Origin of the sequence: Kribbella sp. VKM Ac-2568, assembly GCF_004345365.1 — a bacterium.
Taxonomy (GTDB): domain Bacteria; phylum Actinomycetota; class Actinomycetes; order Propionibacteriales; family Kribbellaceae; genus Kribbella; species Kribbella orskensis.
Map to the genome: position 1 here is coordinate 430,237 of NZ_SLVF01000008.1, position 13,248 is coordinate 443,484.

11 protein-coding genes are annotated in these 13,248 nt (G+C 69.0%); 4 read left to right on the forward strand and 7 right to left on the reverse strand.

Annotated elements, in window-relative coordinates:
- Positions 1-67: 67 nt before the first annotated feature.
- From EV648_RS25270 to EV648_RS25290, 5 genes are all read right to left on the reverse strand, one after another.
- Entirely contained in the window at positions 68-1,327 is a 1,260-nt protein-coding gene (locus EV648_RS25270; protein WP_132296564.1) for a hypothetical protein, read from the reverse strand.
- A gap of 11 nt (positions 1,328-1,338) precedes the next feature.
- Positions 1,339-2,877 carry an alkaline phosphatase gene (locus EV648_RS25275; protein ID WP_132296567.1) on the reverse strand — a complete coding sequence of 513 codons (1,539 nt, stop codon included), beginning with the start codon at positions 2,875-2,877 and terminating at the stop codon, positions 1,339-1,341.
- A gap of 192 nt (positions 2,878-3,069) precedes the next feature.
- Positions 3,070-4,827, reverse strand: a complete 1,758-nt coding sequence (gene ctaD, locus EV648_RS25280) for a cytochrome c oxidase subunit I (protein WP_132296570.1) — start codon at positions 4,825-4,827, stop codon at positions 3,070-3,072.
- Between the two features lie 114 nt (positions 4,828-4,941).
- Positions 4,942-5,769, reverse strand: coding sequence for a polyphosphate kinase 2 (ppk2, locus tag EV648_RS25285; protein ID WP_132296573.1), 828 nt, complete (start codon positions 5,767-5,769; stop codon positions 4,942-4,944).
- 70 nt (positions 5,770-5,839) lie between these two features.
- The gene (locus tag EV648_RS25290) at positions 5,840-6,211 is read right to left on the reverse strand and encodes a DUF5997 family protein (protein WP_132296576.1); all 372 of its coding nucleotides are present in this window, start codon (positions 6,209-6,211) and stop codon (positions 5,840-5,842) included.
- A gap of 58 nt (positions 6,212-6,269) precedes the next feature.
- Between EV648_RS25290 and EV648_RS25295 the strand changes: the two genes are divergently transcribed.
- Positions 6,270-7,004 (forward strand): LysR family transcriptional regulator substrate-binding protein, encoded by a 735-nt coding sequence (locus EV648_RS25295; protein ID WP_132296579.1) that lies wholly within the window; start codon positions 6,270-6,272, stop codon positions 7,002-7,004.
- A 154-nt stretch (positions 7,005-7,158) separates the two neighbouring features.
- Positions 7,159-7,569 (forward strand): hypothetical protein, encoded by a 411-nt coding sequence (locus tag EV648_RS25300; RefSeq protein WP_132296582.1) that lies wholly within the window; start codon positions 7,159-7,161, stop codon positions 7,567-7,569.
- A 168-nt stretch (positions 7,570-7,737) separates the two neighbouring features.
- Here the strand turns inward: EV648_RS25300 and EV648_RS25305 are convergent, their stop codons facing one another.
- Positions 7,738-8,820: an aldo/keto reductase gene (locus tag EV648_RS25305; RefSeq protein ID WP_132296585.1), complete on the reverse strand. Its 1,083-nt coding sequence runs from the start codon at positions 8,818-8,820 to the stop codon at positions 7,738-7,740.
- A gap of 154 nt (positions 8,821-8,974) precedes the next feature.
- Here EV648_RS25305 and EV648_RS25310 point away from each other — a divergent pair, with 154 nt between their 5' ends.
- A complete protein-coding gene (locus tag EV648_RS25310) occupies positions 8,975-9,892 on the forward strand; it encodes an AraC family transcriptional regulator (RefSeq protein ID WP_241995581.1) in 918 nt (305 codons plus the stop codon).
- Between the two features lie 6 nt (positions 9,893-9,898).
- Here the strand turns inward: EV648_RS25310 and EV648_RS25315 are convergent, their stop codons facing one another.
- Positions 9,899-12,658 carry a LuxR family transcriptional regulator gene (locus EV648_RS25315; protein WP_132296588.1) on the reverse strand — a complete coding sequence of 920 codons (2,760 nt, stop codon included), beginning with the start codon at positions 12,656-12,658 and terminating at the stop codon, positions 9,899-9,901.
- Between the two features lie 150 nt (positions 12,659-12,808).
- On the opposite strand from EV648_RS25315, the gene EV648_RS25320 reads away from it, so the two are divergent.
- Positions 12,809-13,213: a Fur family transcriptional regulator gene (locus tag EV648_RS25320; protein WP_305000062.1), complete on the forward strand. Its 405-nt coding sequence runs from the start codon at positions 12,809-12,811 to the stop codon at positions 13,211-13,213.
- Positions 13,214-13,248 lie beyond the last annotated feature (35 nt).

Here is a 13,248-nt window from a genome sequence, read left to right on the forward strand (position 1 = left end):
TGGCTTGGAAGAGCGGCGCTGACGTGAAGGAGCCCGGGATCGGCTGGTCCGACCCCGGGCGCCCGCGTCACCAGCTGTTGTTGGAGATGTCCAGGCCGAGGATCACCTGGTCGAACGTGTTGCCGTCGTTGTCGTCGGTGTAGGCGACGGCCACCTCGGACCACGGAGACACCGCGACCGCCAGCTGCTCCTGCCGGCCGACGGCGACCTGGCTGAGTTGCTGCGCCGACAACCGGCCGGTGTCCGTCCCGTCGGTGCCGAACCCGCGGACCCAGACGTCGAGGTCGGTGGCCTGGACCGTCCACCCCACGACGCTGTTGCTCTGGTCATCGATACCGACATCCGGGTCCTTGCCCCCGGCAGCGACCTGCACGTCCGCGAAGCGCGGATTGCCCGCCCCGTCGAAGGTGCGGGTCCATGCCCCCGCAGTACCAGTGTGGTCGGACTCCCAGGCGACGGCGAAGTCGCCGTTGAAGTTCGCCGCCACGGAGGCGTGCGTCTGCTGCCCGCCACCGTTGGAGTTCGCCGTACGGCGGGCCAGGGTGACCGCGCCGTTGGTCCGGGCCAAGCCGACCAGACCGATGTTGTACGACGCGTTGGCGTCGCCGTCCTCGTCCCAGACGACGATCGCGTCGCCGGAGGCGGACACCGCGACATCCGGGTTGTGGTGCTGACCGGTGGTTTGCGAAGCGGTCACCTGCCATGCCCGGGTCGTCGGGCCCGTGAACCCGGCCGCCTTGATCAGCGGCTGGGCTCCGGTCTGGATGTCCTCCCACACCACGGAGAAGGCGACCGCTCCACCGGCCGGCGCGCCGTCCGGATCGACGGCCACCCGCGGGTTGATCTGCTGACCGGTCGAGCTGTTGTTCGCGTTGCCCGAGGCGGTGACGGTGCCCGCGGTGTTCACCACCCGGTACGGGACGTTGTGGTAGCCGTTGCCGTCCGGGTCGTCGGCCCAGACCACGACGGCGTTGCCCCTGTCGTCGAGACCGACGTCCGGGTGGAGGTGGCGCCAGTTGGTGACGCCGCTGCTGCCGCCGGTGGACAGCTTCTTCTCGTAGACCGCCGTGCCGTTGCGGAACAACCGGAGGAAGATGTCGCTGTGGGCGTTGTCGGTCGCGGCGGTGGTGTCCCGGTCGTCCTCCCACACCACGGCGACATAGCCGTTGCGGTTGGTCGCGATCGAGGGAACGTCCTGGTCCCCGGTGGCCACACTGTTCGCGGTCAGCCAGGTCGGCGTCGCCACGGCGGCCTGGGCCGGGGTGGCGATGGTTGCGCTGAACAACAAGGACGACGCGGCAGCGCCAATGGCGAAGAGCTTCTTCATGTTCGGTCCCCTCACACGGCCTGAAGGCCGGGTCGGCCCTCTTCGATCACGAACGACTTCACCGTGGACGCCGCGGCGTCGTGCTCCGAGACCTTCGCCACGGCCCGGAAGTCGGCCCGCAGCTGCGTCGGGCTGATCGTCGTCCGGACGTAGCCGCGCCGGTTGTTGTAGAACTTCAGCCAAGGGTTGGTGCCGACGTCGGGGATCGCGGTGGCACCGTCGCCGTCACCGCTGGAGGTGACCGAGCTGGTCACCAGCTCGCTGCCGATGACGGCCGAGGCAGGATTGTTGTAGTCGGCAACCAGGTTGCTCGCCCAGGCGCGGTGGACATCACCGGTGAGGACCACGGGGTTCCGAGTGGCGCGGTCGACCCAGCCCTGCTGGATCCGGGCCCGAGAGGCGCGGTAGCCGTCCCACGAGTCCATGCTCGCGCCGGTCGAGTTGAACCGCCGCGCGAAGAACACCTGCTGGCCGATGATGTCCCAGGTGCCGGAGTGCTGGGCGAGTCCGTCGAGCAGCCAGGTCTCCTGGGCGTTGCCGGGCAGGCTGCGGGACGCCAGATCCGCGTCCGAGCAGATCTTCCAGCCGTCGCCACACGCCTGGTCGTTGCGGTACTGCCGGGTGTCGAGCATGTGGAAGGTGGCGAGGTTTCCCCACCCGAGCCTGCGGTACAGCGGGATGCTGTTGCCGTTGTTGGCCTGCGCCGGCCGCAGCGGCATGTTCTCGTAGTACGCCTGGTAGGCGGCGGTCCGCCGGGCGGTCCACTGGGCCGTGGTCAGCGACGGGGTGCTGTCCGCCCGCACCATGTTGGCGTAGTTGTTCTCCACCTCGTGGTCGTCCGGTACGACGATCCACGGCGCGACCGCGTGCGCGGCCTGCAGATCCGGGTCCGACTTGTACTGCGCGTAGCGGCGGCGGTAGTCCGCGAGCGACACGATCTCCGTGGCACCCAGGTGGAGTCGCGTGCGGCCCGCCGTGGCCGGGTACTCGTAGATGTAGTCGCCCAGGAAGAGGATCAGGCCAGGGTTGTCCTCGGCCATCCGGCGGTACGCGGTGTAGTAGCCCTCCTCGTAGTGCGCGCACGAGGTGAAGGCCATTACGAGATCTCGGCCGTTGGTGCCGTTGGCCGGAGCGGTGCGGGTCCGGCCGACGGAGGAGAGGTGACCCTGGGCGCGGAAGCGGTAGTAGTAGTCCGAGTCGGGGTTGAGGCCGTTCGCGACCACGTGCACGGAGTGGGCGGCCCCATAGGTCGCCGTCACCTGTCCCTGCGTGACAAGCGTGGTGAAGCGGTCGTTCGTCGACACCTGCCAGTCGACGGTGACGTTGGTGTTGGCCATGCCACCTTGGCCGTCGGCGTTGAGTGGCGAAGGGGCCAGCCGGGTCCACAGCACGACACTGCTCGCATCGGGTTCACCCGAGGCGACGCCGAGCTGGAACGGGTACGGAACTGCTGCGGTAGCGGTGATGATGCTGGAGTGGGCGGGCAGTGCGGTGGCACCGGCCGCCGCTAGTCCACCGAGGACAAGGGTTCGACGACTGATCGGTCTCATGGGCCTCACCTTCAGAAATGCGCATGGCGGCAGGCCCCTCGGACAGATGAAACGGGCGGAAACATCCGGGAACCTCCAGGGCGGTGGTAGTTCGTTCCCATAGTCACCGCAATTGCGTAACTTTTCTACGGCGCGTGACCGGGCAGTACCTCTCCGGCGCCGAAACGCCGGGCCGGTCAGGGTGTGACGCGGTCAGGTGTTGTCCGGGTCCTCGTTCTGGCGCAGGTTGTCGACCCGGCCCTGGTCCTCGCCGGCGTCGAGCAGGTTGTCCTTCGACGCACCGCTGTCGGGGTACTCCGACAGCGCGATCTCCGGGTGGTGCAGGTCGAACGCCGGGCTCTCGGACCGGATCCGCGGCAGGGTGACGAAGTTGTGCCGCGGCGGCGGGGACGAAGTGGCCCACTCCAGCGACCGGCCCCAACCCCACGGGTCGTCGACCCCGACCAGCGGCGATCTACGGGACTTGTAGACGTTGTAGAAGAACGGCAACATCGACAGCCCGAGGATGAACGCCCCGACGCTGGACACCTGGTTGAGCGTGGTGAAGCCCTCGTTGGCCCCGTACGTCGCGTAGCGGCGCGGCATGCCTTCCACACCGAGCCAGTGCTGGACGAGGAAGGTGGTGTGGAAGCCGATGAACAGCAACCAGAAGTGGAGTTTGCCGAGTCGCTCGTCGAGCATCCGGCCGGTCATCTTCGGCCACCAGAAGTAGAAGCCCGCGAACATTGCGAACACCACGGTCCCGAAGACGACGTAGTGGAAGTGCGCGACCACGAAGTACGTGTCGGTGACCTGGTAGTCCAGCGGGGGTGACGCGAGGATCACGCCGGTGAGTCCGCCGAACAGGAACGTCGTGAGGAACCCCACGGCCCACAACATGGGCGTTTCGAAGGAGAGGGAACCGCCCCACATCGTGCCGATCCAGTTGAAGAACTTCACCCCGGTCGGCACCGCGATCAGGAATGACATGAAGGAGAAGAACGGCAGGTTCACTCCGCCGGTGGCGAACATGTGGTGCGCCCACACGGCGATGGAGAGCGCGCCGATGGCCAGCGTCGCGGCGACCAGGCCGATGTAGCCGAAGATCGGTTTGCGGCTGAAGACCGGCAGGACCTCGGTGATGATGCCGAAGAATGGCAGCGCGATGATGTAGACCTCGGGATGGCCGAAGAACCAGAACAGGTGTTGCCACAGCAGTGCGCCGCCGTTGGCCGCGTCGTACACGTGCGCGCCCAGGGCGCGATCGGCCTCCAGCATCAGCAGGGCGCCGGCCAAGATCGGGAACGCGATCAGTACGAGCAGCGACGTGATCAGGGTGTTCCACACGAAGATGGGCAGCCGGAACATCGTCATGCCGGGAGCCCGCATGGTGATGATCGTGGTGACGAAGTTGACCGCACCCAGGATGGTGCCCAGACCGGCCATCCACAGACCCATGATCCAAAGGTCACCGCCGACGCCCGGCGAGCGAACCCCGTTCGACAGAGGCGAGTACGCCGTCCAGCCGAAGTCGGCGGCGCCACCGGGCGTCAGGAAGCCGGCCAGCGCCATGAGTCCACCGAACAGGAACAGCCAGAAGCTGAACATGTTGAGCCGCGGGAACGCCACATCGGGGGCGCCGATCTGCACCGGCATGATCACGTTGGCGAACCCGACGAACAGCGGCGTCGCGAACAGCAGCAGCATGATCGTGCCGTGCATGGTGAAGAGCTGGTTGTAGACCTCTTCGTTCACGATCTGCAGACCCGGCTTGGCGAGCTCGGCGCGGATCAGCAGCGCCATCACGCCGGCGGCCAGGAAGAACGCGAACGAGGTGATCAGGTACAGCTGACCGATCACCTTGTGATCGGTCGTGGTGAGCAGCCGCACGGCCACCACACCGAGGCGACGCCGGGGGACCGTCAGGGACGGACCGATCGTCGCCGAGCGGCGTTCGTCGAGGCTGGTCACTGTGGCCCTCCCGTCAAATCGGTGGCCGGGCAACGGTCCGGCAGGGGAGGACGGCGGCTGCCAGGGTCCTTGCCCCCTCCCCAGACTGCGCGCTTACCGCCCAGTTGTGAAGGGTCAGCCGGACAGCTGGGCGGCGTGGTCGGGGACCTGGGTCTGCATGTCACGCGGGGTGCGTTCGTAGCCTTTCGACGGGGGCCGGGGCGGGAGCGCGAGCGGCGGGCGCTGGACCTCGAAGTACGGGACGGTCGCGAGCAGGTGGGCGATCATGTTGATCCGCGCGGCGCGCTTGTCCTCGCTCTCGACGACGTACCACGGGGCCTCGGGGATGTCGGTGTGCACGAACATCTCGTCCTTGGCGCGGGAGTAGTCCTCCCAGCGGGCGATCGACTCCAGGTCCATCGGCGAGAGTTTCCAGCGGCGCATCGGGTCCTCGAGGCGTTTGCGGAAGCGGTTCTCCTGCTCGTTGTCGCTGACGGAGAACCAGTACTTGCGCAGCAGCACGCCGTCCTCGACCAGTAGCCGCTCGAAGATCGGGGACTGGTGCAGGAACCGGCTGTACTCCTGGTTCGTGCAGAAGTTCATCACCCGTTCGACCCCGGCGCGGTTGTACCAGCTGCGGTCGAACAGCACGATCTCGCCGGCCGCCGGAAGGTGCTCGATGTAGCGCTGGAAGTACCACTGGGTGCGCTGCCGCTCGGTGGGCGCCGGCAGGGCCACGATCCGGGCGACGCGGGGGTTGAGGAACTCCGTGACCCGCTTGATCGTGCTGCCCTTACCGGCCGCGTCGCGACCTTCGAAGACCACCACGACCCGCGCGCCCTCGACCCGGACCCACTCCTGCAGCTTGACCAGCTCTGCCTGCAGGCGGATCAGCTCCCGCTCGTACAGCTTCTTCGGCACCCGCTTGACGGGCTGCCGGCTCTTCTCCTTGTCGCGATTCATCCTCCGACGGTAATCGTCAACCGGTCGGTACGACGGCCGAGAGGCCGGCGGGTGGTGTCGAGGGTCGCGGTCAGCGGTCGGTGGACTTCAGGCGCTCGGCTTCCTTCTGGACCTCGGCCTGGGTGGCCCGCTCGCGCTGCAGCCACTCGGGGTCTTCCGCCCGCAAAGCCTGGATCTGCTCCGTGGTGAGGGGCTCGGTGATACCGCCGCGGGCCAGGCCGGAGATGGAGATTCCCAGCCTTGCGGCGACCACCGGGCGAGGGTGCGGGCCGGTACGGCGGAGCTCCCGCAGCCACTCGGGCGGGTCGGCCTGCAGGGCGTTCAGCTCGTCGCGCGAGACGACACCCTCCTGGAACTCCGCTGGGGTGGCCTCGAGGTACACACCCAGCTTCTTCGCCGCGGTCGCGGGCTTCATCGTCTGGGTGGTCTTGTGCGACGTCATACCGCCCAGGGTATCGACTGAGAGCCGGGCTCCCGACCACGCCGGATAGCCTGGCCCGGTGACAGCCCCGGACGAACGGCCCTCCTTCCGGCTCGCGTACGTCCCGGGCGTCACGCCGGCCAAGTGGGTGCGGACCTGGAACGAGCGGCTGCCCAAGGTGCCGCTGACCCTGATCGGGGTGACCGCGCCCGAGGCGGCCGACGTCGTACGGGCGGGTGGCGCCGATGCCGGGCTGGTGCGGTTGCCGATCGACCGGACGGGGCTGAGCGCGATCCCGCTCTACACCGAGACGACGGTGGTCGTGGTGCCGAAGGACCACCTCGTGACCGCGGCCGAGGAGGTCACCGCGGACGACCTCGCGGACGAGTTCGTGCTGCACCCGCTCGACGACTCCCTGGAGTGGGACCAGTTGCCCGGGCAACCGGCGTTCGACCGTCCCGCCACGACCGCGGCCGCCATCGAACTGGTGGCGGCGGGAGCCGGGGTGCTCGTCGTCCCGCAGTCACTCGCCCGGCTGCATCACCGTAAGGACCTCACCTATCGGCCGATCACGGACGCGCCGCAGTCGCGCGTCGCGCTGACCTGGCTGGAGGACCAGACCACCGACCTGATGGAGCAGTTCATCGGGATCGTTCGCGGCCGCACCGTCAACAGTTCGCGGGACCAGCCGACTCCACCCCAGCCCAAGCGCAAGCGCCCCGAGTCGGAGGGGCGAAAGCCCGCTCCCGGCAAGCGCAGACTGTCCGGCGCCCCCAAGTCCGCCAAACGGGGTAAGCCCCGCCGCCCCCGCTGAACCCACGAGGCCGCGCATCGTCCTGGTGGAGGGACGCCTGGTCGCCTGAGCGCCGAGGGTCGTCCGAATAGGGTGATGTGTGTCCGCTGAGCGGGTCCTAGGTTCGGGTGCGCGCTCGACATCGAGTCGAGGCGCTGGACCGGGAGGCCGGACAATGACTCAGAACCAAACCACCGGGCGGCAGCCCGTCTCGGACTGGGCGGTGGGCGGCGTCGTGTTCGCCGCCGCCATGCTGCTGATGAACGGCCTGTTCCAGGTGATCGCCGGACTCGCCGCGCTGATCAACGACGAGTACTTCGTCGTCGTCCGAGGCTATGCGTTCGACCTCGACATCACCGCCTGGGGCTGGATCCACCTGATCCTGGGCCTCGTCGTCGTGGGCGCCGGCATCGGCCTGCTCGTCAGGGCGAGCTGGGCACGCGTGGTCGCGCTGATCGTCACGGTGCTGAGCGCGATCGACAACTTCTTCTTCATCCCGTACGCGCCGTTCTGGTCGTTGCTGGTGATCGCGCTCGACGTGTGGATCATCTGGGCGCTGACTCGCCCGAACGTGCTCCAGCAGTAGCGGTCACGTCCGGTCTACGCTCAGGTAACCGGGAGGTGGCGACCTCCGGCTGGTCGACACCTTGTTCTTCGTCTTCCTGTTCAGCATCCTGACGATGCTCTACGACCGTTACCGCCCGGTCTACGAGTACCGCCGAGCCGCCGCGAAGCAGACCACCGCAGAGCGGTCTCAGTAGCGGACATCGCTTTGCAGCAACGGCGGGTACACCTCCGAAGGCTCGCCGTCGACCGTGGCACCCGCGAACTGCAGCATCGAGTTCTGCGCGCCGTGCATCGGTGCCGGGTAGTTCAACGTCGGGGCGGAGACCTCGTCCAGCCGCTGAAGCTGTTCAGTGCTGAGCTCCACGTCCAGCGCGGCGACATTGGTCTGCAGGTGCTCGAGGCGTCGCGCGCCGATGATCGGTACGACGGTGCCGCGGCGGGCGCGCAACCAGGCCAGGGACACGGCCGCGGCGGTGGTCCCGAGTTCCCCGGCCACCGCGGCGACGGCGTCGATGACGGTGAACTCGTCGTCGCTCGGCCCGCCGACGAACGCAGTACGGGCTGAGTCGGTGACCTGGGTGTCCCGCCGGTACTTGCCGGATAGGAAGCCGTTCTTGAGCGGACTCCACGGGACCAGCGCCATGCCTTGGTCCAGTGCCAGCGGCGCGAGTTCACCCTCCACTGTGCGGGCGAGGAGCGAGTACTCGACCTGCAGCGCGCTCAACGGGGTCCAGCTCTTCAACAGCGCCGTGGTCTGAGCCTGGGCGGTGAACCAGGCTGGGGTGTTGGAGAAGCCGATGTAGCGGATCTTGCCCGCCCGGACCAGATCGTCGAGGGTGCGCACAGTCTCCTCGATCGGGGTGTGCCTGTCCCAATTGTGCAACCAGTACAGGTCGAGATAGTCGGTCTGCAGGCGGCGGAGGCTCTCGTCGAGCTGGGCGATGATCGCGGAGCGGCCGGCACCGCCGCCGTTGGGATCGCCGGGGAAGAGATTGCCGAAGAACTTCGATGCCAGGACCACGTGCTCGCGCCGGCCGGGGTGGGCGGCGAACCAGTCGCCGAGGATCTTCTCCGAGTGCCCGTTGGTGTAGAAGTTCGCGGTGTCGACGAAGTTCCCGCCGAGATCCAGGTAGGTGGCCAGGATCTTCTCCGACTCCTCGACGCTGGTCCCGGCGGCGCCGGGATCCTCGCCGAAGGTCATCGCGCCGAGCGCGAACGGGCTGACCCGCAGGCCGGACCGGCCGAGCGTGACGTAGTGGTCGAGTGACATGAGATGGCTCCGATCAGTGCTGGAAACGGTCACCACCATCGAATCGCGAGGCACCGGATCCGAGGTAGACCGATCGAGCTCACCTCTTGCACAATCCTGCCGACCTCGCGTCGATCGAGTTGCGTGCGATGACCGCGGCTGCTTCGCTGAGGATGTGAACACCACCATCGACCTGCTGGCCGAGCTCAGGGGCATCATCGCGACCCACGCCCGATCGGATCTGGGGACGTCGATCGACGGACTGCTGCTGTCCAAGGTGGAGACCGTTGAGCCGGACTACTCGCTCACCGAGCCGCTGCTGGTCGTCATGGCCCAGGGCGGCAAACGCCTGCTGCTCGGCGACCAGGTGTACGAGTACCGAGCCGGCCAATGCCTCGTGGTCACCGCCGACCTGCCCGTCACGGGTCACTTCCTCGACGCCAGCCCGCAGGTCCCCGCTTTGGGTATCGGCCTGGTACTGCGTCCGGCCGTCATCGCAAGGTTGTTGCTGGAGGCACCGGCAGGCCGCTGGTCCCGCAGTACGGCGGATCTGCCCGCGATGGCGACCGGCGACGCCGACCCCGACCTGCTCGACGCGGTGACCCGCATGCTGCGGCTGCTCGATCACCCGGCGGACGCGGCCGTCCTGGCTCCGCTGGTGGAGCAGGAGATCCTCTGGAGGCTGCTCACCGGCCCGCACGGCGGGATAGTCCGGCAGATCGGCCTGGCGGACAGCAGCCTGTCCTACCTCAGCCGGGCGTTCCGTTGGATCCGCGACAACTACGCCGAACCGATGCGGGTCGAGGACCTCGCCCGGCTGACCGGGATGAGCACCTCCGCGTTCCACCGCCACTTTCGCGCCGTCACCGCGATGAGCCCCCTGCAGTTCCAGAAGCGCATCCGGCTCCAGGAGGCGCGCTCGTTGCTGGTCTCCCGCGCGGGAGACATCGCCGGCGTCGGGCATCTCGTCGGCTACGACAGCCCCTCCCAGTTCAACCGCGAATACCGCCGCCTCTTCGGCGCCCCGCCCGGCCAGGACGCCGTACGCCTGCGCACGACCATCACCCCGTCCGCCACCCCACACCTCCCGTAGCGCCAGTCATCCCGGTCCGTTGTCCAAGGTGGCGTCGGTCAGGTCCCGGCGGGAGCGGATACCGAGTTTGGTGAAGACCTTGCGCAGGTGCCACTCGACAGTGCGGGGGCTGATGAACAGCCGGGTCGCGATCTCCGGGTTCGAGAAACCGTCGCGGGCCAGCCGGGCGATCTGCGACTCCTGCGCGGTCAGCTGGTTCTTCGTCTCGCGGGTCCGTTTGCGGACCGTCTCGCCAGTGGCCAGCAGTTCGCGGCGCGCCCGCTCGGCGAACGCCTCCATGCCGATCGTGGTGAGCAGGTCGTACGCGATCCGCAGCCGCTCGCGGGCATCGACGCGACGGCCCTCGCGGCGGAGCCACTCGCCGTAGAGCAGGTGCGCACGGGCGACCTCCGGGCGGGGGTGGGTGCGGCTCAGCCGGTCGATCGCCTCGATGTACAGGTCTTCGGCTGTGTCGCCGTCGCTGAGCAAGGCCCGCGACCGCGCCTCCAACCCGAGGCCGAAGTCGGTGCCCGCCGGCCGCGTCGTCGAAGTCAGCCGGTCCAGCGCGGCCCGGGCGACCCCGAACCTGCGGCTGTGCACCGCCGCTTCGACCAGTTCGGGCAGCGCCCACATCGAGGAGAACAGCTCGACCTCGTCCGACGCGGCTCGCTCGGCAGCCGCCAGCGCGTCGTCGTACCGGCCGAGGCCGTTGTACAGGACGGCAGCGACCCAGTTCGCGCGGGTGAGCACGACTCCCGGCCCGCCGTCCGTGGCTTGGTCGATGGTGGCCTGGATCAGGGCGGAGGCGTCGGGCTCCCAGCCTCGGAGGGCCAGCAGCAGGAGCGCGGCGAAGGGCGCGGCGGGCGTGCCGGTGGCTGCGGCGAACTGGTCGGCTTCGGCGATCAGGTCCTCGGCTGCCCGGAAGTCGCCGCTCCAGGCGGTCGCCGTGCCCAGCGAGGCCAGGTAGATCGGCAACTGTTCGAGTGCGCCGGTGTCTCTGGCGACCTGGATCTGCCGTTCGTAGATCGCCTGCCAGGCGCGGACGTCCCAGATGGCCATACCGGCCGGTGCGGCCAGCCATCCCCACCGCAGCCCTTCTTCGAGAGACACCTCTCCGTCGGCGAAGGCGCTCGATGCCCGCAGCAGCACCGGTGCCGCGGCGCTCTGCCCTTCGATGGTCAGACTCGCAAGACCGTCCAGGAGCAGGTCGGTCGGCTGCTGATCCCCGGGTCTCGGTGGAAGTGCCCGCGCGGCCGCGGAGACTTCCCGCAGCTGGCTCGCAGAGCCCGCGAGCACGGCGGCGCCCCACGAGTTCAGGTACACCTCCCGTGCCAGGTCGAGGTCGAGCGGTTCCAGTCGCTTGGCGGCTTTGAGCAGCAGCGGGGTGGCGTCGCCTCCGACGCGGGAGGCGAAGGCGATCTCCCCGCGCAGCATGTCGACCCGGGCGCCCTCCAACTCGTCGAGGACCCCTGTCTCCGCCACCTCCAGGAGCTGGAGAGCCTCGAGGAACGCGCCGGCCTGAAGACTCGCTTGCGCGGCGGCGAGGGCGCGCTCGGCGCGGAGTACGGGCTCCTGGGTCAGTGTGACCGCGCGCTGCAGGAACGCGGCCGCGGCACTGAACCCGCCGCGCGCCTGCGCCCGACCGGCCGACCGTTCGAGGTCTGCGGCCACCGTCTCGTCCGGTCCCGGGGCGGCCGCCGCGAGATGCCAGGCGCGGCGGTCGGGATCGGCGTCCGGATCGGTGACCTCCGCGAGCGCCAGGTGCACGGTCTGGCGCTCCTCCGGCGACGCGGCCTCGTAGACGGCCGAGCGCACGAGTGGATGGCGGAACCGGACGCGCCGGCCGAGCTCGATCAAGCCTGACGCCTCAGCCGCGGCCGACGCGGCGGCGTCGGTCCCGAGCCCGAGCCGGTCCGCCGCACGCCACAGCAGCGTGGCGTCGCCGAGTGGTTCGGCCGCTGCCGTGAGCAGCAGCCGGCGGGTGTCGGACGGTAAAGGTTGAAACCGGCGGAGGAACCCTTCCTCGACCCGGCCGGAGAGCGCGGCCCTGTCGTGTACTCCGAACCCGTCCGCGAGCTCCGCGGTGGTCCATGCCCGGGGCAGTTCGACCAGTGCGAGCGGGTTGCCACGGGTCTCCGCGACGATCCGGTCGCGCACGCGGTCGTCGAGGGGGCCCTTGACCACAGACGCCAGCAACGTCCGCGCGTCCGCGTCGCCCAGGCCGCTCATCCTGAGCTCCGGCAGCTCCGCCAGCTCGGGACCGCTGCTCGGCTCGCGAACGACGATCACCAGGGCGATCGGCTCGGCCACCAGACGGCGCGCCAGGAAGCCGATGGCCTGCGAGGAGGTCCCGTCCATCCACTGGGCATCATCGACGAGACAGAGCAGCGGTTGATCGGCGCTCGCCTCGGCGAGCAGGCCGAGCACCGCGAGCGCGACGAGGGACCGGTCCGGCGGCTTGCCGGCGGTCAGGCCGAAGGCGGCCGCGAGCGCCTCCTGCTGGGGTGCGGGCAGGCGGTCGAGCCGGTCGAGGAGGGGTGCGCAGAGCTGATGCAGTCCGGCGAAGGCGAACTCCATCTCGGACTGGACGCCCGCGACGCGCACGATCCGGAATCCCTGGGATCGAGCGGACAAGTACTCCAGCAAGGCCGTCTTACCGACGCCGGCCTCGCCGCGCAGTACCAGCACCCGGCTCTGACCGATGCGCGCGGCAACGAGCAGCCGATCGAGCGAATCGCATTCGCTGCGTCGACCCAGCAACCTCGTTCCGGCATCGCGATTCGGCATCGTGCTCCAGTCGCAGGCTAAGTACTGCGAACCGCCGCTGGCAACGTGCTTCCACCCGTCGGGCAACAGGACTCGCGACGCTTGTTCTTGAATGATTCCAGAAAATGCGACAGACTCCGGGGCGTGCCAACACCGTCGGAGTACGAGCGCATGTTGCGGCGGGCCGCTCTGCGGGTGACGCGGCCCCGGGTGGCCGTGCTCGCCGCGGTGCACGACCGTCCGCACGCCGACACGGACTCGATCATCGGCGCCGTGCGCGAGGATCTCGGCGAGGTCTCCCACCAGGCTGTCTACGACGTACTCCGCGCGCTGACCGCGGCGAGCCTGGTGCGGCGCATCCAGCCGACGGGGTCCGTGGCGCGGTACGAGTCACGGGTCGGCGACAACCACCACCACGTCGTGTGCCGGTCCTGCGGTGCCATCGCCGACGTGGACTGTGCCCACGGCTCCGCGCCCTGCCTGACCGCCTCCGACGACCACGGCTTCGCCATCGACGAGGCCGAGGTCGTCTACTGGGGCCGCTGCCCCGACTGCTCCACCGCATCCAGTACTTGAGTACCCCCTAGTCTCCGGAAGGTCTTCCCGTGTCT

Excerpts from the sequence above, each read along its gene's own strand:
- EV648_RS25270 (WP_132296564.1), bottom strand. The coding sequence starts at position 1,327 with ATGAAGAAGCTCTTCGCCATTGGCGCTGCCGCGTCGTCCTTGTTGTTC.
- EV648_RS25305 (WP_132296585.1), bottom strand. The coding sequence starts at position 8,820 with ATGTCACTCGACCACTACGTCACGCTCGGCCGGTCCGGCCTGCGGGTC.
- EV648_RS25315 (WP_132296588.1), bottom strand. The coding sequence starts at position 12,658 with ATGCCGAATCGCGATGCCGGAACGAGGTTGCTGGGTCGACGCAGCGAA.
- EV648_RS25275 (WP_132296567.1), bottom strand. The coding sequence starts at position 2,877 with ATGAGACCGATCAGTCGTCGAACCCTTGTCCTCGGTGGACTAGCGGCG.
- ppk2 (WP_132296573.1), bottom strand. The coding sequence starts at position 5,769 with ATGAATCGCGACAAGGAGAAGAGCCGGCAGCCCGTCAAGCGGGTGCCG.
- EV648_RS25290 (WP_132296576.1), bottom strand. The coding sequence starts at position 6,211 with ATGACGTCGCACAAGACCACCCAGACGATGAAGCCCGCGACCGCGGCG.
- EV648_RS25320 (WP_305000062.1), top strand. The coding sequence starts at position 12,809 with ATGTTGCGGCGGGCCGCTCTGCGGGTGACGCGGCCCCGGGTGGCCGTG.
- EV648_RS25300 (WP_132296582.1), top strand. The coding sequence starts at position 7,159 with ATGACTCAGAACCAAACCACCGGGCGGCAGCCCGTCTCGGACTGGGCG.